This window comes from Rhodococcus cerastii (assembly GCF_033042195.1).
Classification (GTDB): domain Bacteria; phylum Actinomycetota; class Actinomycetes; order Mycobacteriales; family Mycobacteriaceae; genus Rhodococcoides.
The window spans coordinates 192989-212656 of the sequence record NZ_JAWLKF010000006.1 but is presented as its reverse complement, the minus strand read 5'-3'; the positions used below and the strand labels follow the sequence as shown (position 1 = coordinate 212656).

General features: G+C 64.7%; 18 protein-coding genes and 1 pseudogene. 7 read left to right on the top strand and 12 right to left on the bottom strand.

What is annotated here, in order from left to right; translation table 11 throughout:
* Positions 1–56 precede the first annotated feature (56 nt).
* The 5 genes from R3P93_RS13845 to fadD5 form a co-directional block, all read right to left on the bottom strand.
* Entirely contained in the window at positions 57–719 is a 663-nt protein-coding gene (locus tag R3P93_RS13845) for a GntR family transcriptional regulator (protein WP_068050457.1), read from the bottom strand.
* A 12-nt stretch (positions 720–731) separates the two neighbouring features.
* Positions 732–1904 (bottom strand): cation:proton antiporter, encoded by a 1173-nt coding sequence (locus R3P93_RS13840; RefSeq protein ID WP_094638738.1) that lies wholly within the window; start codon positions 1902–1904, stop codon positions 732–734.
* A 20-nt stretch (positions 1905–1924) separates the two neighbouring features.
* Positions 1925–2407 carry a cation:proton antiporter regulatory subunit gene (locus R3P93_RS13835; RefSeq protein ID WP_094638737.1) on the bottom strand — a complete coding sequence of 161 codons (483 nt, stop codon included), beginning with the start codon at positions 2405–2407 and terminating at the stop codon, positions 1925–1927.
* Positions 2408–2474: 67 nt separating this feature from the next.
* Entirely contained in the window at positions 2475–2789 is a 315-nt protein-coding gene (gene mihF, locus R3P93_RS13830; RefSeq protein ID WP_008712632.1) for an integration host factor, actinobacterial type, read from the bottom strand.
* Between the two features lie 246 nt (positions 2790–3035).
* Entirely contained in the window at positions 3036–4592 is a 1557-nt protein-coding gene (gene fadD5, locus R3P93_RS13825) for a fatty-acid--CoA ligase FadD5 (RefSeq protein ID WP_094638736.1), read from the bottom strand.
* A 188-nt stretch (positions 4593–4780) separates the two neighbouring features.
* On the opposite strand from fadD5, the gene R3P93_RS13820 reads away from it, so the two are divergent.
* On the top strand, positions 4781–5968 hold the full coding sequence (locus tag R3P93_RS13820; protein WP_068050467.1) for a TetR/AcrR family transcriptional regulator: 1188 nt from the start codon (positions 4781–4783) through the stop codon (positions 5966–5968).
* A gap of 12 nt (positions 5969–5980) precedes the next feature.
* Here the strand turns inward: R3P93_RS13820 and R3P93_RS13815 are convergent, their stop codons facing one another.
* Positions 5981–6877 (bottom strand): oxygenase MpaB family protein, encoded by an 897-nt coding sequence (locus R3P93_RS13815; RefSeq protein ID WP_068050468.1) that lies wholly within the window; start codon positions 6875–6877, stop codon positions 5981–5983.
* 2 nt (positions 6878–6879) lie between these two features.
* Positions 6880–8397 (bottom strand): aldehyde dehydrogenase family protein, encoded by a 1518-nt coding sequence (locus R3P93_RS13810; protein ID WP_373455129.1) that lies wholly within the window; start codon positions 8395–8397, stop codon positions 6880–6882.
* 102 nt (positions 8398–8499) lie between these two features.
* Between R3P93_RS13810 and R3P93_RS13805 the strand changes: the two genes are divergently transcribed.
* The 3 genes and pseudogenes from R3P93_RS13805 to R3P93_RS13795 all read left to right on the top strand — a co-directional run bounded on the left by R3P93_RS13805 (position 8500) and on the right by R3P93_RS13795 (position 11133).
* The gene (locus tag R3P93_RS13805; RefSeq protein WP_317533253.1) at positions 8500–9675 is read left to right on the top strand and encodes an acyl-CoA dehydrogenase family protein; all 1176 of its coding nucleotides are present in this window, start codon (positions 8500–8502) and stop codon (positions 9673–9675) included.
* Positions 9676–9681: 6 nt separating this feature from the next.
* On the top strand, positions 9682–10317 hold the full coding sequence (locus tag R3P93_RS13800) for a GntR family transcriptional regulator (protein ID WP_255183170.1): 636 nt from the start codon (positions 9682–9684) through the stop codon (positions 10315–10317).
* A 29-nt stretch (positions 10318–10346) separates the two neighbouring features.
* A pseudogene (locus tag R3P93_RS13795) lies at positions 10347–11133 on the top strand (oxygenase MpaB family protein).
* An 8-nt stretch (positions 11134–11141) separates the two neighbouring features.
* Here R3P93_RS13795 and R3P93_RS13790 read toward each other — a convergent pair.
* The 3 genes from R3P93_RS13790 to R3P93_RS13780 are packed head-to-tail and all read right to left on the bottom strand — an operon-like array spanning position 11142 to position 14417.
* The gene (locus R3P93_RS13790) at positions 11142–13508 is read right to left on the bottom strand and encodes an FdhF/YdeP family oxidoreductase (protein WP_317533252.1); all 2367 of its coding nucleotides are present in this window, start codon (positions 13506–13508) and stop codon (positions 11142–11144) included.
* Positions 13509–13556: 48 nt separating this feature from the next.
* Positions 13557–13817, bottom strand: coding sequence for an acyl-CoA-binding protein (locus R3P93_RS13785; protein WP_032379982.1), 261 nt, complete (start codon positions 13815–13817; stop codon positions 13557–13559).
* 27 nt (positions 13818–13844) lie between these two features.
* Entirely contained in the window at positions 13845–14417 is a 573-nt protein-coding gene (locus R3P93_RS13780; RefSeq protein ID WP_317533251.1) for a TetR/AcrR family transcriptional regulator, read from the bottom strand.
* A 23-nt stretch (positions 14418–14440) separates the two neighbouring features.
* On the opposite strand from R3P93_RS13780, the gene R3P93_RS13775 reads away from it, so the two are divergent.
* A complete protein-coding gene (locus tag R3P93_RS13775; protein WP_317533250.1) occupies positions 14441–15373 on the top strand; it encodes an oxygenase MpaB family protein in 933 nt (310 codons plus the stop codon).
* A gap of 28 nt (positions 15374–15401) precedes the next feature.
* Complete coding sequence (locus tag R3P93_RS13770) at positions 15402–16184, top strand: alpha/beta fold hydrolase (RefSeq protein ID WP_068050476.1); 783 nt, start codon at positions 15402–15404, stop codon at positions 16182–16184.
* Between the two features lie 54 nt (positions 16185–16238).
* On the opposite strand, the gene R3P93_RS13765 is transcribed toward R3P93_RS13770, so the two are convergent.
* Positions 16239–17555 carry a class I SAM-dependent methyltransferase gene (locus R3P93_RS13765; protein ID WP_317533249.1) on the bottom strand — a complete coding sequence of 439 codons (1317 nt, stop codon included), beginning with the start codon at positions 17553–17555 and terminating at the stop codon, positions 16239–16241.
* Positions 17552–18997, bottom strand: a complete 1446-nt coding sequence (locus R3P93_RS13760; protein WP_179276523.1) for an FAD-binding oxidoreductase — start codon at positions 18995–18997, stop codon at positions 17552–17554. The genes R3P93_RS13765 and R3P93_RS13760 overlap by 4 nt, the downstream gene beginning before the upstream one ends.
* 257 nt (positions 18998–19254) lie before the next feature.
* On the opposite strand from R3P93_RS13760, the gene R3P93_RS13755 reads away from it, so the two are divergent.
* The gene (locus R3P93_RS13755; RefSeq protein WP_317533248.1) at positions 19255–19650 is read left to right on the top strand and encodes an SRPBCC family protein; all 396 of its coding nucleotides are present in this window, start codon (positions 19255–19257) and stop codon (positions 19648–19650) included.
* The last annotated feature ends 18 nt before the right edge of the window (positions 19651–19668 follow it).

The following is a 19668-nucleotide window of genomic DNA, read 5'->3' as shown; positions in this document are numbered from 1 at the left end:
CATGTGAGCGGAAACTCGTAGCAGGCTACGAGTTTCCACTCACATGCGCGTAGCGCTCACCCGCGGTGCGCGATCAACCTCTCGGCGCCGTCTGTGAATTGTTGCTTCATCAATTCGCAGGCGGCGTCGATGTCGTTTCGAACGAGTGCCTCGATGAGGGCCTCGTGGTTGCGTACTGTCGCTCGGCCCCAGTCGCGGTCGGTGGCGTAGAGGCGGGTGGGTGTGTAGCGGGTGGCGTTGTTGAGAAACCACGCCAGTTTCGCGGATTCGGCGAGTCGGTTGAGGACTCGGTGGAACTCGAATTCGCAGTTCTCGACGTCCTCCGGCCGACCGTTCTCGACGGCGACCGACAGTGCGGCGGTGAGCTCGGCGAGCCGGTCGAGCTCGGCCTCGGTGATCTTCGGCGCGGCGCGGCGAACCAGCTCGGCGGCGATGTGGCCCTGCAGCCAGAAGATGTCGACGATGTCGCTCGGCGTCAGGGGCGAGACCTTGTATCCGCGATGCGGGACGAGTTCGACGATGCCCTCACCCCGCAGCGTCAGCAGTGCCTCGCGAACCGGAGTGACGCTCACCCCGAGTTCGGCGGCGGTCTCGTCGAGTCGGATGAAGTCGCCTGGGCTCACCTCGCCGGACATGACGAGGTGCCGGACGTGGTTGGCCACCTCCTCCGACAGCTGCGGCCGTCGGCGCAGAACCGATGCTCGACGCTTGTCCACCATTCCGAAAGCCAATCACACGGCGGGCTTCGTGCGAAGGAGGACCTTCGCGACCGGTTCGACGACTCGGGCCGCGATGGGCCCCAGGATGGCCATCAGCAGTACGTATGCCGTGGCCAGAGCAGCCAGCTCGCCCTCGACGGCTCCCGCGGCCACGGCCAGCCCGGCGATGACGATGGAGAACTCGCCGCGGGCCACGAGGGCCGCACCGGCGCGCAGTCGGCCCGGTCGCCCTATTCCTTGACGCCTGGCCGCCCACCAGCCCGTCGCGATCTTGGTCGCTGCGGTGGCGACCGCCAGGACGATAGCCCAGCCGAGCACCGGCGGGATGGTTGCCGGATCGGTGGCGAGACCGAACACGACGAAGAACATCGCTGCGAACAGATCCCGGAGGGGTTCGAGAACGCGGGTGGCGTTGGCGGCCGTCGAGCCGGAGATCGCGATACCGAGCAGGAATGCGCCGACGGCGGCCGAGACCTGCAGTTCCGACGCGATTCCGGCCACCAGCAGGGCAGCGCCGAGGACGTTGAGGAGCATGACCTCACGGTCCTTGCTGTCGAGCAGCGAGGAGACCGAGCTGCCGTAGCGCAGAGCGATGACCAGGACGATCGTGACCACCAGCAGGGAGATCCCGAGAGCTTCGAGCCCGCCGAGGAAACTGGCACCCATCAGGACCGTGGTGAGGATCGGCAGGTAGACGGCCATCGCGAGGTCCTCGAACACCAGGATGGAGAGCACGATGGGGGTTTCTCGGTTGCCGAGCCGGCCGAGGTCGGTGAGGACCTTGGCGATGATGCCCGAGGACGAGATGTAGGTGACACCGCCCATCACCAGTGCTCCGACGCCGCCCCAGCCGAGTATCAGTGCCACCACTGCGCCCGGAGTGAAGTTCAGAGCGATGTCGACCAGGCCCGCCAGCCAGGATCGGCGCAGTCCGGTGACGAGTTCGGTGGCGGTGTACTCGAGTCCGAGCAGGAGCAGCAGCAGGATGACGCCGATTTCGCTGGCGATCTCACTGAATTCGTCGATGCCGGCGAGGCTGACGATTCCGCCGTTGCCGAAGGCGAGACCGGCGAGAAGATAGAACGGAATGGGGGAGACCCCGAACTTGCCTGCCACGCGGGCGAGTAGGCCGAGGACGAAGAACACCGCTCCCAGTTCGGTCAGAGCGAGTGCAGTCTCGGCCACCGGGTCAGACCCGACGATTGTCAGGCATTGCCGAGGATCTTGGCAGCTGCGTCCAAACCGTCGGCGGTTCCGACGGCGACCAGCAGATCGCCCGAGACGAGGGTGAAGCCGGGAGTGGGTGACGGTTGTACTTGGCCCGCGCGCATCACTGCGACGATCGAGACGCCGGTCTTGGTGCGCATCCCGGTATCGCCGAGGGGGCGGCCGTCGAAACGCGAGCCCTTCCTGACGGGGAGCTGGCGGGTGTTGATGCCGGGGAGGTCGCGATGCTGTTCCCCGAGCTGAGCGATGAGTTGCGGCGACCCGAGCAGATTGCCCAGAGCCGCCGCTTCCTCATTGCTCAACGTGATGGATTCCTGCGTCGCATCGGGGTCGTCCTTGCGCGAGACGATCAACTCGTTCGCGCCGTCCTTGCGGGTGATGACGCCTATGCGACGCCCGGAAGCGAGGGCGAAATCCTTCCGCACCCCGATTCCCGGCAGCAGGGTCACTTCGACGTTCATGGTCGAAATGCTAGCCCTGCAGGCAACGCATTATCGCCGGATCGGGTGTGAGCCCGACCCAGGTCGATCAGGATGCGACGGCAGCCAGGAGGGCTTCGCGCTGGTTTGCACCGAGGCCACCGATACGGCGGGTATCGGCGATGGACAGCTGCTCGAGCAGCTGTGCGGCGCGCACGGAACCAACACCCGGCAGGGCCTTGATCAGGGCGGACACCTTGGTCTTCTTGACGATCTCGTCGTTCTCCGCCTTGGCGAGAACGTCAGCGACGCTGAGTTCGCCGGACTTGACGGATGCGAGCAGCTTCGACCGCGCAGTGCGTGCCTCGGCCGCCTTGGCCAGCGCCGCGGTGCGCTGTTCCGGTGTCAATACTGGTAAAGCCATGGCCTGTTCTCCTCGATTGTGGTGACCCGTCGCTCGTTGACAGGTCTCGACCCTCTTGCATCGTGCCTGGTGGCTCTCCCAATCTAACCGAACAACACGACTGTCATTCCGGTCGAGCCACCGAACCTTCCCAGCCAGGCTACGTCCTATCCGATTCGGGGTGTGCCCCGACCAGCACTTCGGCCCCGTGTCGGCTCGCGAAGGGCGTCGTGTACCGGGCATGTTCGACGCCTCCCTGCCCGCCTTTCAGGCAGGTGCCGGCGAGTAGGTCTTCCGGAGTGCGACCTTGACCACCTTGCCGCTCGCGTTGCGCGGGAGGGCGTCGACGACGACCAGATCCTTGGGGTGTTTGAACCGCGCGAGATGGTCGCCGAGCCACACGAGAAGCTCGTCGAGTGTCAGGTCCGGGGTGCCGGGCGAATCGTGCAGTGCGACCACCGCGACGGGCACCTCACCCCATCTGTCGTCGGGGCGGCCGATCACCGCGGCCTCGAGAATTCGGGGGTGGGAGAACAGGACGTTCTCGACTTCGGCGCAGTAGATGTTCTCGCCGCCGGAGATGATCATGTCCTTCTTGCGGTCGACGACGAACACGAAGCCTTCCTCGTCCTGGCGTACGAGGTCGCCGGAGTGGAACCAGCCGCCGTGGAATGCGTCCGCCGTCGCGTCCGGGTTCTCCCAGTAGCCCTGCATCAATGTGGGCCCTCGATAGACGATTTCGCCGATCTCGCCCTGCGCCACGTCGTTCATCTCGTCGTCGACGACGCGCGCGGCGATGGTCGGGATGACGCGTCCGACGGAGCCGAGTTTGCGGACGGCGTCGACGCCGTCGAGCACGCAGGTGATGGGCGACATCTCCGTCTGCCCGAAGACCGCGACGTTGAGCGCTCCCGGGAACGTTGTCGACATCGCGCGCAGGACGGTGTCGGAGGCCGGGGCGGCACCCCAGGAAATGACCCGCAGGGCAAGTTCTCTCGGGTTCGCGGCCTGCTCCGCGCACATCGCCTGCCATTGCACGGGGACGAGGAAGAGATTGGTGACACCCTCGGCGGCGAGTACGTCGAGCAGGGTGCCCGGATCGAACGCACCGACCGGGTGGACGACGGTGGGAATGCCGAGCAGCAGGCTCGGCGCGAGACTGCCGAGTGCGGCGATGTGGAACATCGGTGAGGCGCAGAAACCGACCTCGTCGGTGGCGCTCATCTGCAGTGCCCGGATGCAGGTGAAGGCCTGGGCCTGCATGTTCGCGTGCGTGAGGACCGCGCCCTTGGGTCTTCCGGTGGTACCCGAGGTGTACATGATCAAGGCCGGGGCGTCGTCCGGAACGTCGACGGTGTCCGCCGGTTCAGCCGCGGACAGCAGCGCCTCGTAGTCGTCCCCGACGGTGATGATTCCGTTCAGTGAATCACTCTGCGCCACAACTGCTTCGGCCAGCGGAGTGAGCGTGTCGTCGGTGATCACCAGGGTGGAGCCACTGTTCTGCGCGAGAAAGGCCACCTCGGGCGGAGTCATCCGGAAGTTCACCGGCACCGCCAGAGCCCCGAGCGCGTTGATTGCCAGCACCGCCTCGAGGTACTCGGGTCGGTTGAGCATCACGATCAACACCCGGTCGCCGAATCCGATTCCGCGGCTCTGCAGAACGCCTGCGCATCTCGACACGCGGTCGTCGAGTTCGCGCCACGAGATCGATCGCCCCTGGAATCGGAGCGCCACGGCGTCGGGCTGCATGAGGGCGTGCCGTCGAACGTGGTTGTTCCAGTTGTTTCGGTTGGACAACCGGGGTTCGTTCGGGTGAGCGGCCATCGCCGGTTCCTCTCGTCAGCGGTAAGAGCAGGGGATCGAATGTGATGCAGCCTACAGATCGGGCACTGCTTTGTCCGGAGCTTCGTCGACTGCATTTCTGCAGCTCAGCCCTGCAATAAGTTTGCGATCATTCGCATCGATGCCGCTACTATGGGGAATCGAGACGACCGGCGGTGCAAGGGCAGGCGATGAACGAGACAGGTACGACGGCGCAGCGGCGTCGGCCACGGAATCGAAAGGCGCAGATTCTGGTGGCCGCGGCCGAGGCCTTCAGCGAGCGCGGCTATCACCCCGTCGGAATCGAGGACATCGCCGCCACCGTCGGCATTTCCGGGCCTGCGCTGTACCGGCACTTTCCCACCAAGTACTCCTTGTTCGTCCACACCGTCACGCGGATGACCGACTCGTTGGTCGCGGCAACCGATCCGGCCGTCATCGATGTGGAGGATCCGCAGGCTCGGATCGACGCGGTCATCGGTGCCATCATCGCCACCACCCTCGACAATCGGCGCACCGGTGGGTTGTATCGATGGGAGGGGCGCTATCTCGTCGGTTCGGACCGTGAGTACTTACGCCGAGCGCTGCGAACGGTGCACGAGCGGGTGACGGTCCCGCTGCGACAGCTTCGCCCCGATCTGTCCGAATCCGATGCAGCGCTGCTGGCCACCGCGGCAATCAGTGTGGTCGCCAGCATCACCGCGCATCGATCGGCGTTGTCGGCCAAGCAGATCGAGGAGTCGATGCTCGCTGCCGCACGGTCGGTTCTGTGGACCGAACTTCCGCAGCAGGGCAGCGCATCTCCTCACCGCGAATCCGTGCTCGAGCATGCATCGAAACGCGAAGAGCTGCTGCATCATTCGATCAGGCTGTTCTACCTGCACGGCTACCACGAGGTGGGCCTGGACGACATCGGCGCAGCGGCGTCGATCACTGCCTCCAGTGTGTACCGCTATTTCCCCAGCAAGGCCGAACTGCTCGAGGCTGCGTTGCACCGTGCCAACGACCAGCTCACCGACACCCTCGCCGGTGCGCTCGAGCAATCGAGCTCCCCGGTCGACGCGGTGCGGACGTTCGCCAGGCTGTACACCGAATTGACCTTCAGGCAGGGCGAACTCGTGGCCGTGTACTTCGCCGAGATCGGAAATCTGCCGGCCGATCGGCGGACGACGCTGCGCAGAATTCAGCGCCACAACATCGACGGCTGGGCGCAACTACTGCGGGAAGCACGGCCGAACACGAGCGTGGTGGTCTCGAAATTTCTGATCCACGCCGCTCTCGGGTTGGTCTTCGACGTCGGTCGCACGGTGCGGTTCGAGCGCTCCGACCGAACCATGGCCCGTGTGCAGCAGACGATGACAGCGGTACTGCTGGGGTGATCGCCGCCGGACTCAGGCAGGCGTGGCCACGGCGGTGTACGGGCAGGCACCAGCTCCCAGATCCCGAGGGCGGTAGCCGACGGGATAACCGGGGTAGGTCTTGTTCGACGCGTCGGCGGTGGCCCGCGAGTGAGTCCGCTTGGGCAGGAACCGCTCCACCCGGGCTCGGGCACGCAGAGCCCGTACGGCGGCCCGCTCGATCGTCGCCGAGCCGGACGGGAAGCCGAAGGCACCCGCCATCCTGTCGTCCAGCAATGCGAAGACTGCCTGTTTCACGGCGGGGGTGAGCGCGGCGGGGTACCACGAGCAGTACAGCTCGAGGGTGTACGTGCCGATCCGTCGGTTGTCCTCGCTGAAGCGGAACGTGCGCTCCTCGTAGTCGAGCTTGAACTGCGCGAGCTCGGTGTACGAGGAGGGAATGTTCTTGATTCCCATCCGTTTTCCCACTTCGCAGTAGAAGTGGAACGTTGCGAGTCGTTCCTTCGGATGCAGGCGACGCCATCCGTAGGTGTCGATCCACTCGATCGGCTCGTAGATGAACGTCGTCAACACGTAGAGCATGTCGTCGTTCGAGATGTCGAACTGCCCGTGCATCCGGTTGACCATCCGAAGCGATTCGCGGCCCCGCTCGGAGTCGTATCCGTGCTCGAGCAATTCGGCCATCAGCAGCGCGGTGTCGTCGTAGCGCTTCTGCGGCCTGTTCTCGAATTCGCCGGTCCTGACCAACAGAGCCGAGATGGTCGGCACACAGTAGGTACGGAACAACGCGAATTCCAGTGCACGCTGGTAGTCCCACGGAAACTCGTAGCCGGCGGTGATGCGGTGGATCGTGTGGCAATCCCGTACCGGGTCGAGTTCCTCGATGCGGCGGAGCCAGCCGAAGCGCCCCTTCTTCGGCCTGATGTCCATGGTCAGCCCCGTCCGTGACGAAGCTTGAGCGCCAGCACGGACAGCTTCATGTTTCGCGCTTTGCGCTTCATCGTCAGCAGATTGACCGGAGCTGCAAAACTCTGCACGGTCATCGATTTCACGGTGCTGAACTCACGGAGGCCGTCGGCACCGTGGATGCGGCCGAATCCCGAGTCGCCCGTGCCGCCGAACGGCAGCGCCGGAACACCGGCGAAGCCGAGCACCGAATTGACCGTCACGACACCACAATCGAGCTTCTCGGCGGCGCGTCTGCCCACCGCTCCGTCCTGGGTGAACACCGATGCGCCGAGTCCGTACTTGGACGCGTTGGCGCGTTCGATGGCCTCGTCCAGATCGCGCACCTTGTTGACCACCACGGTCGGACCGAAGGTCTCCTCGGTGATCGCCGTCGAATCCTCGGGTACGTCGGTGAGAACCACCGGGTCGATGTACGGACCGTGCAACGAGTCGAGTCCGCCGACGACCGCCTTGCCGCCCTTGGCCAGAGCGTCCTCGATCTGGCCGCGCACGATGTCGCTCTGCTTACCCAGCGTCATGGGACCGTACGACGAGGTCTTCGTTCCGCCGGGCTTCAGTGCCCTCACCGCGGCGGTGAACTCGCCGACGAATCGGTCGTACACAGGAGCCGCGACGTAGATGCGTTCGACGCCCGCGCAGGTCTGCCCGGCGTTGCCCATCGCGCCGAACGTCGCGAATTCCACTGCGGCAGTGATGTCCGCGTCTGCGTCGACGAGCATCGCGTCCTTGCCGCCGCACTCGGCGACGAGTGGGGTCAGCGACTTCGCGCAGGTGGCCATGACCTTCTTGGCCGTGGCGGTGGATCCGGTGAACGCGATCTTGTCGACACCGGATTCGACGAGGGCGGTGCCGGTGGATCCGTCGCCGGTGATCGTCTGGAACACCGGGTGCGGAGCGGCAAGCGACTGCCACTTCTCGGCCAACCAGGTCCCGACGCCAGGCGTCAGTTCGCTCGGTTTGAACACGACGGTGTTGCCTGCCGCGAGGGCGTACGCGATCGAACCCATCGGTGTGTAGAGCGGGTAGTTCCAGGGGCCGATCACTCCGACGACACCGAACGGGCGGTACCCGACGTAGGCCTTCTGATTCACCGCGAGCAGGCCCGATCCGACCTTGCGCTGCCGCAGGATCTTCTCGGCGTTGCGGGCCGCCCAGTCGAGGTGTTCGACGCCGAGCATGACCTCGAGCAGAGAGTCCTCGTCCGGCTTGCCGGTTTCGGCGGCGATGACGGTAGCGAGGCTTGCGGCGTCCTTGGCGATGGCGGACTTGAATTCGAGCAACCACCTTTTGCGTCCGACGAAGCCCTGTACGTCCCACCAGCGCGCGGCCGACCGGGCGCGAGCGACGGCGACGTCGACTTCTGCGGTGCCCGCGATCGGATACGTGGCGAGTGCGACACCTGTTCTGGGGTCGAGGCTTTCGAAGGTGCTCTCGTTCGTTCGTTCGATCTGGTCCGTCACGGGCTCTATCCTCCAGCAGATCGCATCACATATATTTGATGTGATTCAATGTTGTCCAGGACACACTATGCGTCCGATTCGGTTGCTACAACCCCCGCCGCCTCGATGTGCAGGAGCCGATTCATGAGTATCGATCTCACCCGGGAACAGACCGCGTTCGCCCAGGCTGTCGCGTCCTTCTGCGCCAAGGAAGCCGGTACCCGCGCCCAGCGGGACGCGCTCACCGAGCACGGGAAGCACACCCACAACCAGGCGCTCTACGACAAGATGGCCGAGCTGGGCTGGCTGGGTGCGATCATCTCCGAGGAGCATGGCGGGGCGGGCGGCAGCACCGTCGACCTGTGCATTCTTCTCGAAGAATCTGCCAAGGCCATGGCTCCCATCGGCGGCATCGGACCCACCCTGATCACCGGTGCGGCCTACGAGAAATTCGGCACACCCACACAGAAGGAGACCGTTCTCGGCGGCATCGTCGCCGGGCGGAGCTATTCGATCTCGATGTCCGAGCCCGAGGCAGGCTCGGACGTCGGCAACCTCAGCTGCCGCGCCGAGAAGACCGACACCGGCTGGCTGATCAACGGCCAGAAGACCTGGTGTTCCAATGCGCACTTCGCCGATCGGATCCTGCTCGTCGCACGCACCGGCAGGAGCGGAGCCGGCGGAGCGACCCAGGGAGGCAGAGCGGGTGGGAAGCACGAAGGCCTGACGATGTTCGACGTTCCGGCCGATGTCGAGGGCCTGAACATCGTCGGCATCGACACGATGGGCGGCAAGGAAGTCAACGATTTGTACTTCACCGACTGCGCGCTGCCCGAGGACGCGGTGGTCGGGGTGGAAGGGCAGGGGTGGTCTCAGCTGATGACCGGTCTGAACATCGAGCGCCTCATTCTCGCGGCGATGATGCTCGGTACGGCGCAACGAGCATTCGAAGACACACTCGACTTCATCACCCAGCGCAAGCAATTCGGACGGCCCGTCGGAACGTTCCAGGCACTACGGCACCGCATCGCCGATCTGGCCACCGAGATCGAGTGCGGACGGCTGCTGGTCTACCACGTGGCTCGGTTGGTCGACGAGAACCCGACGAAACTCTTCCCGCGCGAGGCATCGATGGCCAAGCTCAAGCTCACCGAGACCGCCAAGAAGGTGGCGCTCGAAGGCATGCAGATGATGGGTGGCTACGGCTACGCCACCGAGTTCGACATGGAAAAGCATGTCAGGACGACTCTCGTGTCCTCGATCTACGGCGGTACCAACGAGATTCAGCGCGACATCATCGGCAAGACGTACGGACTGTAGGTCATCGTGTTGCGTCGTCGACCACAGCTCGCGGAGGATGTCGCCGCCAGTATTCGCCAGCAGATCGTCACGGGTGCGCTCGAGCCAGGGGCATTCGTGCGAATCGACGAGACGGCGGCGGAGTTGGGCGTCAGTGCCACTCCGGTGCGCGAAGCACTCGTTTCGCTGCGCGGGGAAGGGCTCGTCGAGCAGGTGCCTCGACGCGGCTACCGCGTCGGTGAGCTCTCGCGCCAGGATGTGGACGACATCTTCTGGCTGCAGGGGACCATCGCCGGCACACTCGCCGGTCGGGCCGCTCGCAGCATCACACCCGAGCATCTGGATCGGCTGACCGCACTCAACGACGGTCTCCGTGACGCCGTGGCCCGCTCGGATACCGAATCGGTTGAGTACTACGAGTTCGAGTTCCACCGATTCGTGAACAAGATCGCAGGCGGAACCAAGTTGGCGTGGTTCCTCCTCGGTGCGGTCAGATACACGCCGCGGTTGTACGCGACCGACAAGCGATGGGGTGAAGATGCAGTGCGCAGTCACGAAGAACTGATCGAGGCCTTTGCGCGACGCGATGTCGAGGCCGCCGACGACGTGATGCGTCGACAGTTCCGGCAGTGGGACATCGGCGCGGAATCGACGCCGTCGTGACCGGCGATCCGGATTTTCTGCGCAAGTCCATGACCGGGCTGGGGCTGCTCGCCGGCTCGGCGAACGTCATCATGCAACTGGGGCACCCGGCCGTTGGGTACGGAGTGTTCGAGAGCCGGGTCGAATCCGGACAGATCAACCGGCACCCGATCAAGCGCACCCGAACCACGTTGTCCTATCTCGCCGTCGCGGGTATGGGCGACGACAAGACCAAGGCCGCATACCGCAAGGCGACCAACCGATCTCATGCAGCCGTGAAGTCGACGCCGGACAGTCCGGTGAAGTACAGCGCCTTCGATCCCACCTTGCAGCTGTGGGTGGCGGCGTGCCTCTACCGGGGTCTCGAGGATGTGTACGTCGCCTTGTACGGGCCACCCGATCCGGGACACCGTGGACGAGATGTACCAGGCATGCCACGTCCTGGGCTCGACGCTTCAGATGCCACCCGAGATGTGGCCCGCAGATCGAGCAGCCTTCGAGAAGTACTGGGACGCAGCGCTCGACGACATTCCTATCGACCCGACGATTCGACGCTACCTGCACGGCATCGCCTCGGCCACGTTCACCAAGCCGGCTGTACTGCATCCGCTGATCGGGCCGTTCTTCCGCTTCGTGACGACCGGATTCTTACCCCAGCGATTCCGGGACGAGATGGAATTGGCCTGGGACCCGGTCAAGCAGAGACGGTTTGCGCTGTTGCTGCGCAGCGCGTCCCTGCTCAACCGGATATCGCCGCCCGTCGTGCGCGCATTTCCGTTCAACATCCTGCTCCGCGATGTCGAGCGTCGGATGCGGTCGGGGCGAGCACTGGTCTAGTTCGAGCCTCAGCTCAGGTGATGCGGCTGCGGGTGCGACTTGTGCCCCTCGTCCGATCCCTCGTTGTCCTGATGACCGTTCGCCGTACCCTGCACGCCTGTTCCCGCCGGAACCATCGCGATGATGACCGACTTCGAGGTGGGGGTGTTGCTGTGCAGCGCAGTCGAATCCAGCGGGATCAGCGGATTGGTTTCGGGGTAGTACGCAGCGGCCGACCCACGCGGGGTGTCGTACTCGACGATGCGGAACGACGGCGCGCACCGATCCACGTCGTCGTCGTCCCACTTGGTGACGAGGTCGACTATGTCGCCGTCGCGGAAACCGAGCGCCGAAATGTCCTCTCGGTGCACGAAGACGACGCGTCGGCCGTTCTCGATGCCGCGGTAACGGTCGCTGAGTCCGTAGATGGTGGTGTTGAACTGATCGTGGCTACGCAGCGTCTGCAGGATCAGATGGCCCGGCGGAACCTGCAGCACATCGATCGGTGAGACCGCGAATTCGCCCAGGCCGCTCTTGGTTTCGAACGTCCGGCTGTCGCGCGGCGGATGCGGAAGCACGAAGCCGCCGGGGCGTCGAACATTGACCTCGTAACCCTCGCAACCGGCGACGACGCGGGAGATGTGCTTGCGGATGTTGCGGTAGTCGTCGCGGAAGCCTCTCCAATCGAGACCGTAGCGGTCGCCGAGTGTCGCCTCTGCGATGCCGCTGACGATCGCGACCTCGGAACGAAGGAACTCGCTCGCGGGCTTCAGCGGTCCGCGCGAGGAATGCACCGAGCACGTGGAGTCCTCGACCGAGATCCATTGCTCACCACTGGCTTGCACGTCCTTCTCGGTGCGGCCCAGGGTCGGCAGGATGATCGACGTCTCACCGCACACGAGGTGCGAGCGGTTGATCTTGGTGGAGATCTGCACCGTCATCCGCATCTTGCGCAGCGCCTCGAAGGTGACGTCACTGTCCGGTGTCGCCTGGACGAAGTTGCCGCCGAGTCCGAGGAAGAAATGCGCCTTGCCGTCGCGCATGGCCCGGATGGAATCGACGGTGTCCAAGCCGTGCTCGCGCGGCGGCTCGAAGTCGAACTCCGCCGCCATCGCGTCGAGGAACTTCACCGGAGGGCGTTCCCAGATACCCATCGTGCGGTCGCCCTGCACGTTCGAGTGGCCGCGCACCGGTAGCAGTCCGGCACCTGCTCGGCCGATGTTGCCCTGTGCGAACGCGAGATTGGTGACTTCCTTGATGGTCGCGACGGCATTGCGGTGCTGCGTCAGACCCATGGCCCAGCAGTAGACCGTGGCCTTGGAGTCGCGCAACATCTCGGCTGCCTCGGTGATCTGCGCAACCGACAATCCGGTCACCTCGGTGACGAGATCCCAGTCGACCTCGGCGACATGCGCCTTCCATGCGTCGAAGCCGACGGTGTAGTTGTCGAGGAACTCGTGATCGAGTGCATCCCACTTCACCAGCAGTGAGCCGATGGCCTGGAAGAGTGCGAGGTCGCCGTTGAGCTTGATCGGCAGGTGCAGATCCGACAGGTCCGTTCCCGGGCCAACCATGCCGCGCGGGGTCTGCGGGTTCTTGAAGTTGAGCAGACCCGCTTCGCGAAGTGGGTTGATGGACAGAATCTTTGCGCCGTTCTGCTTGGCCATCTCGAGGGCCGAGAGCATACGGGGATGATTGGTTCCGGGATTCTGACCGGCGAGGATGATCAGCTCGGCAGTGTGGACGTCGTCGAGCGTGACGCTGGCCTTGCCGATGCCGATGGACTCCTGCAGCGCGATGGACGTCGACTCGTGACACATGTTGGAACAGTCGGGCATGTTGTTCGTGCCGAACGCCCGGGCGAAGAGCTGATAGGTGAACGCGGACTCGTTCGAGGCGCGACCCGAGGTGTAGAAGATGGCCTCGTCGGGACTCGCGAGAGACTTCAGTTCGTCGCCGATCAGGCGGAATGCGTCGTCCCACTCGATGGGCTCGTAATGGCTGCCGCCGGGCAGCTTGATCATCGGGTGCGTGATCCGGCCCTGCTGGCCCAGCCAGTGCTCGGTGTGACTGTCGAGTTCGGCAATGCTGTGCTGCGCGAAGAACTCCGGCGTCGCCCGCGTCGTCGTCGCTTCCTCGGCAACGGCCTTCGCGCCGTTCTCGCAGAATTCCGCCGCGTGCCGGTGGCCCGGATCAGGGTCGGGCCACGCGCAGCTCATGCAGTCGAAACCCTCGGCCTGATTGAGCTTGAGCAGCGTCTGCGCGGTGCGCTTCGGGCCCATGTGCCCGAGCGCTCGCTTCATCGACACTGCGACGGCGACGGGGCCTGCCGCGTGGGTCTTCGGCTTTTCGATGTCGAGCTCGGCCTCGTCGACGTCGCTGTCGGTGCGTCTCATGCGGGTCCCTTCGTTGCGTTACCCCCGCACTCGACCATAGCCGTTGGCTCAGCCGGCGAGGAGCTTGGTCACCAGATCCACGTACTGCTGCTTCGCCGAATCCTGGCTCGTACCTTCGAGCTTCGCCCAGGCATCGAACTTCGCTCGGTTCACCATGTCCAGTCGTCCGGGCCGCTTACCCGAGGCGTCACCGATCGAACCCTGCTTGTAGAGCGAGTACAGGCTCAGTAGGTCGTCGTTGCTCGGCTTGGACGTGAGCTTCTTGACGTCTACCTGCGCGTCGGCGAACGACTGGTCGAGATCGGACATGAAGAACTCCTTCGGTTAGAGGTGGTGTCATCCTCGCACGGAGGCCTCGGAAATCAGCCGAATGCAGTGCGCCACGAGGGCTTCGCGGGTGACGGTGAGCGTGCCGTCGAGATAGCCGATGAACAGGGCCGTCAACGCCCCGACGGTTCCGACGGCGATCAGCTGTCTGTCTTCGGTGTCGGGCAGTTGGGAGTGCACCAGCTCGACGAAGCCGGGCAGGAGATCGAGACCGCGTCGGCTCAGTGCCGGTTCGGCCAACGGCGCGATGAGCAGCACCCGTCCCGTTCGCGGTTCGTCGATGATGAGTTCGACGAATGCGCGCACCGGCGCGGCGATGGTGTCCTCGGCAGTGCTCGCCTGCATCACGGCGTCGAGCAAAGCGCCCTGCGCTCTGGTGCCGACCCACGCGTACACCGCGCGGACGAAGGCGTCGCGGTCGGCGAAGCTCTCGTAGAAATACCGCTCGGTCAGGCCGGCGGTACGGCAGACGGCCCGCACGTTGACCGCGGGACCGTCCGGCGAGCCGAGGAGCTCGACCCCGGCCGCGAGCAACGCGTCGTAGCGCTTGGATCTGCGTTCCTCCAACTGTTGACTACGCATGTTGTCAACCCTAGTCTGACAACATGCGTAGTCAGCCCGATCGACCCGTCCCGCTCGGTCCGGATTCGCTCACCTGGAAGTACTTCGGCGACTGGCGCGGGATGCTGCAGGGGGTCTGGGCAGGGTCGATGCAGAACATGCATCCAGGGCTCGGGGCCGGGGTGGAGCAACACTCCACGTTCTTCGACGAGCGCTGGCAGCGGCTGTCCCGGTCCCTGTACCCCATCGGTGGGGTCGTGTTCGACGGCGATCGGGCCGAGGAGACCGCACTGCAGGTCCGCGGCTATCACACGAACATCAAGGGAATCGACTCCAAGGGCCGCAAGTACCACGCGCTCGATCCCGACACGTTCTACTGGGCGCACGCCACCTTCTTCATGGGCACGGTGCTCACCGCAGACCACTTCATGGGCGGGCTGACCGAGGCTCAGAAGGTGCAGCTGTTCGACGAGCACGTGCAGTGGTATCGCCTCTACGGCATGAGCATGCGGTCGGTGCCTGCCACTTGGCCGGAGTTCCAGCAGTACTGGGATCACATGTGCCGACACGTGTTGGAGGACAACATGGCCGCCCGCGGGGTGCTGGACCTGGCGAAGCTGGGACCACCGCCGTATGCGGCCTGGCTGCCCGAGCCGCTCTGGGCCGTGTTCCGGCGTCCGGTGGCGAGGCTGTTCGTCTGGATCACCGTCGGGCTCTACGACGAGCCGGTACGCACGCTCCTCGGCTACAGCTGGTCCGAGCGGGACGAGAAGCGCCTGGCGCTGTTCGGCAAGGCAGTGAACTTCGTGTTCGGGTTGGTGCCACCACGACGGCGACTGCACCCGAGAGGCCGCGCCGGATGGGACCGTGTCAATGGCCGAACCCCGAGAACGGCACCGTTGGTGCACACACCGGCCCGCAATCTGCCGCCCGTGGAGCGGCGATCGGACCCCTCGCACTACAGCCCCAAGGTGTAGATCGGCGCGACCGGGGTACAACGCCGGTATGCACAGTGTCAGAACCGGAAGCGGAACCCCGATCGTCCTCGTCCACGGGCTCGGGTCCTCTCACGGAAACTGGGACCCGATCGTCCCCGCCCTCGCCAAACATCGTGAGGTCATCGCCCTCGACCTGCCCGGGTTCGGAAAGACTCCGCCGCTGCCCGAGGTCTCCATCGCGTCGTTGACCGACGCGTTGCGGGAATTTCTCGACAACGAAGGTCTCTCCGACGCCGATCTCGTCGGAAGCTCGATGGGTGCGCGCATGGTCGTCGAACTGGCCCGCCGCGGTCACCGAGGCTCGATGGTGGCGCTCGATCCCGGCGGGTTCTGGAACGACCGGCAGGTCAAGATCTTCGGAGCCACGATCACCGCGTCGTTGGCACTGATGAAGAACGTGCAGCCGCTCGTGCCGTTCCTGGCCGGTAACCCGGTCACCAGAACTGCTGCACTGGCGCAGTTCTCGGCCGCGCCCTGGAAACTTCCGAGTGGGCTGGTCGAGCAGGAGCTGAAGGGTTTCTCCACCAAGACATCACCTTCGCTCGACGCCGCACGCAAGGCGCTGATCCACGGGCCGAAGCAACAGGGTTCCCCGAAAGGTTCCCTGCAGGGCTCGCTGCTCATCGGCTGGGGCCGTCAGGACAAGGTCACCACACCCAGCCAGGCCACAGTGGCGTTGGAGCGATTCCCCGACGCCACCCTGCACTGGTTCGACAAATGCGGACACTTCCCGCACTGGGATCAGCCGACCGAGACCGCGCGAGTCATCCTGCGGGGAACGGGTCGCTGACGCTCCCATGTGCGCGGAACCTCGTAGCAGGAGTCGAGTTTTCGCTCACAAGCGTCAGCCGTTCCACCAAGGCCGCAGGGGGACGTCGGCCTGTCCCTTCGGTCCGAGTTTGACGGCCAGAACCTGGTGCAGCTGAACCACATTGCGCTCGAAGCCGAGCCGGGACCCGGCCATGTACAGGCCCCAGACACGGGCTGTTCCTTCACCGGCTTCGGCGACGCAGGCGTCCCAGTTCTCGACGAGGTTCCGGCACCATCCGGCCAGCGTCAGCGCGTAGTGCTCGCGCAGGTTCTCCTCGTGCCGAACCTTGAGTCCGACGTCCTGGATCTCGGTGATGATGCGGCCCGAGCCGGTGAGCTCCCCGTCGGGGAAGACGTACCGGTCGATGAAGCTGCCGGCCTTGGCGTGCGCGCGATTGTCCGGCCGGGTGATCGAGTGGTTGAGGAGCCGGCCGCCGTCGCGCAGCTTGGACTGGATGAACGTGAAGTACGACGGGTAGTTGTGCACGCCGATGTGCTCGGTCAGCCCGATGGAGGAGATGGCGTCGAAGTTGGTCTCGGGGACGTCGCGGTAGTCCGAGAAGCGCACCTCGGCCAACTCTGACAGGCCCTCGTCGGCAATGGCCTGCTGTGCCCACGACGCCTGCTCCTGGGAGAGCGTCACACCGATCACCTTCACTCCGCGGCGGGCGGCGTAGCGCACCATCGAGCCCCAACCGCAGCCGATGTCGAGCAGGCGATCACCCGGTTGCAGGCCGAGCTTGTCGAACACCAAGCGATACTTGTTCTCCTGTGCGGCTTCCAGCGACTGATCGGCGCTCTCGAACGCCGCGCAGGTGTACGTCATGGAGGGGCCGAGTACCTTCTCGTAGAAGGCATTGGACACGTCGTAGTGATGGTGGATCGCTTCGGCATCGCGAGTCTTGGAGTGACGCAGACCTTCTGCGATGCGACGCCACCTCGGGATTGCTTCCTGGGGTGGGGGAGCGATGGGCCGCAACACATCCCAGCCGAGCGAACGGGCGATCGATGTCAGCGTCATCGCCGAGGGGCGACGGAAGTGCAGCTCGTCGCCCATCAGCGCCAGCAGCTCGTAGGGGTCGCCCGGATGGACTCCCGTTGCTTCGAGATCGCCCGAGACGTACGCGCGCGCCATGCCGAGATCGCCGGGAGCGGTTGCGAGATAAGTGGTTCCGCGGGGGCTCTTGAGGTTGAGGCCGATTCTCGCGTCCTCGGGTCCTGCGGTGCTGCCGTCGTAGGCGGTGAAGCGCAGTGGGATGTTGCCGTCGGAGATCAGTTCGAGAATCTCGGAGATCTTGAGCTTCTGGGCACCGTTCACCGTGCGATTGCCGGAGTCCTTGAACGTCGTCATCTGCGTTGCACCGCCTTCGAGTACAAATCCAACAATCGGGATTCGGGATCGTATTTCTTCTTCAACACTTCGTATCGATCGCCGCCGTACAGAACGGCGAATTCATGTTCGGTGTAATAAGCGTCCGAGTACAGCGATTTATGCCCGTCGAACTCGGTGACCTTCTTCTCGATGGCGCGGTTCGCGGCACCCTCTGGTTCGCCTGCAACGATCGGGACCGAAGACCAGAAGCCGATGTTGACGTAGGTGCGTTTCGGTTCGAGTGGATACAGCGGCCACGGCCTGGCCGGATTCGCGCCCGGTGCTGCGGGCTCACGAAGACGCAACGGGCACAACCACAACGGCTCGATCGGGATGTTGTCGAGGAACCACGCCACGAAGCCTGCGGTGTGCTCGATCGGAACCTCGACATCCTGCACGACGCGTTCGCGCGGCGGATTTCCTTTGCGTTTCTCGAGTCGGTCGCCGATGTCGTACTTACGATCGAGGCCGATCAGTTTCCAGTAGAAGCTACTGCGCCGGTACTTGCGCGGCCAGAACCGTCGGATTCTCGGGTTCTGTGTTCCGAACGCTCGGGAGCACCAGAACCAATCGGTGTCCCAGCGCCACAGGTAGTCGTGAATGGTGAGGCGGTCGGTCTTGGGTGTATCCGACGCGTGCTGGATCGATCGGTAGAAGATGTCGGCACCGGTGTAGTCGCTGACCGGTCCCGGTTCGTCGGTCTGGACGCCGAGGGTGAGGTAGCTTTCGTCGGCGCTGAACACCACACCGTCGAGGTACTGGACCTCGATGCCGTCGTACTCGCGCTCGTCGACGACGCGGTCCATCGTAGACTGCAAGGTGTCGAGATCGTGAAATCGCAGGTGGCGCAACGCGACATACGGCAACACGGGTTCGAGCTGGATCTTCAGCCGAGTGGAGTAGCCGAGGGTTCCGTACGAGTTGGGAAAGCCCCAGTAGAGATCCGCGTGTTCGCCCTCCGGTGTTGCGGTGACGATCTCGCCGCTGCCGGTGAGGACATCGATCTCGAGCACCGATTCGTGGGGGAGTCCGCTACGAAACGACGTGGACTCGATGCCGAGTCCGGTGACGGCTCCGCCGAGGGTGATCGTCTTGAGCTGCGGGACGACGAGGGGTGCCAGGCCGTAGGGAAGCGTCGCGTCGACCAGGTCCTCGTAGGTGCACATTCCGGCGACATCTGCTGTGCGCGAGGCGGGATCGACGGTGATGACCTTGCTCAGGCCCGACACGTCGAGCCCCGGTGTGGTGGTGGTCGTCCTGGCCCGGAACAGGTTGGACGTCTTCTTCGCCAGACGCACCGTCGCATCGGCGGGAATTGCGCGATAGCTGCGAAGCAGCTGCTCGACACCCGACCGGTGCGCTGCGTAACCGCTCTCCCTCGGTTCTGGCCGTCGTCCGAGAAGAGCATTCACTGAAGCCACACTCAGACGCTATATCTCGTACCGCGTGGTATCCACCGGCATCGGCGTCCCACCGGTGAAACTTCACGCAACTGTTGCCGAATCTCCGCGGAGAATCGGAGTAAATCGGACAAATGGTTGCGTCATGCATGTGTTTTGCGGGATGAGATTTATGTGTGTGAAGCACATCACACACGGTCCGGCGGGATGCCTGCCGCGCGTGCGCGGCGAGGCAGTATGGACGAACATCCCGTTCGCTATCGAAGGAGAACGTTTCCGTGGCTCAGGTCAGTGCATCCAGTTCCGCCACCATCGCCACCACACCGGATCGAGTGCTCGCTGCGCTCGCCGACTACGAGACGGTGCGCCCACGCATCCTCCCCGAGCAGTACCGCGACTACGAGGTGGTCCAGGGCGGGCAAGGAGACGGAACCGTGGCCGCGTGGACCCTGCAGGCCACCGAGAAGCGAGTGCGCAACGTCGCCGCGACCGTCACCGTCGCCGGATCGACCATCACCGAACGCGACGCCAATTCCTCCATGGTCACCACCTGGTCGGTCGCCCCGGACGGCGCGGGCACCACGGTCACCACGACGACGGAGTGGAAGGGCGCAGGCGGCATCGGCGGATTCTTCGAGAAGACCTTCGCACCGCTGGGACTGAAGAAGATATAGGCCGCGACGCTGGAGAAC

Excerpts from the sequence above, each read along its gene's own strand:
- R3P93_RS13845 (WP_068050457.1), bottom strand. The coding sequence starts at position 719 with ATGGTGGACAAGCGTCGAGCATCGGTTCTGCGCCGACGGCCGCAGCTG.
- R3P93_RS13835 (WP_094638737.1), bottom strand. The coding sequence starts at position 2,407 with ATGAACGTCGAAGTGACCCTGCTGCCGGGAATCGGGGTGCGGAAGGAT.
- mihF (WP_008712632.1), bottom strand. The coding sequence starts at position 2,789 with ATGGCTTTACCAGTATTGACACCGGAACAGCGCACCGCGGCGCTGGCC.
- fadD5 (WP_094638736.1), bottom strand. The coding sequence starts at position 4,592 with ATGGCCGCTCACCCGAACGAACCCCGGTTGTCCAACCGAAACAACTGG.
- R3P93_RS13820 (WP_068050467.1), top strand. The coding sequence starts at position 4,781 with ATGAACGAGACAGGTACGACGGCGCAGCGGCGTCGGCCACGGAATCGA.
- R3P93_RS13815 (WP_068050468.1), bottom strand. The coding sequence starts at position 6,877 with ATGGACATCAGGCCGAAGAAGGGGCGCTTCGGCTGGCTCCGCCGCATC.
- R3P93_RS13805 (WP_317533253.1), top strand. The coding sequence starts at position 8,500 with ATGAGTATCGATCTCACCCGGGAACAGACCGCGTTCGCCCAGGCTGTC.
- R3P93_RS13790 (WP_317533252.1), bottom strand. The coding sequence starts at position 13,508 with ATGAGACGCACCGACAGCGACGTCGACGAGGCCGAGCTCGACATCGAA.
- R3P93_RS13785 (WP_032379982.1), bottom strand. The coding sequence starts at position 13,817 with ATGTCCGATCTCGACCAGTCGTTCGCCGACGCGCAGGTAGACGTCAAG.
- R3P93_RS13780 (WP_317533251.1), bottom strand. The coding sequence starts at position 14,417 with ATGCGTAGTCAACAGTTGGAGGAACGCAGATCCAAGCGCTACGACGCG.
- R3P93_RS13775 (WP_317533250.1), top strand. The coding sequence starts at position 14,441 with ATGCGTAGTCAGCCCGATCGACCCGTCCCGCTCGGTCCGGATTCGCTC.
- R3P93_RS13770 (WP_068050476.1), top strand. The coding sequence starts at position 15,402 with ATGCACAGTGTCAGAACCGGAAGCGGAACCCCGATCGTCCTCGTCCAC.
- R3P93_RS13765 (WP_317533249.1), bottom strand. The coding sequence starts at position 17,555 with ATGACGACGTTCAAGGACTCCGGCAATCGCACGGTGAACGGTGCCCAG.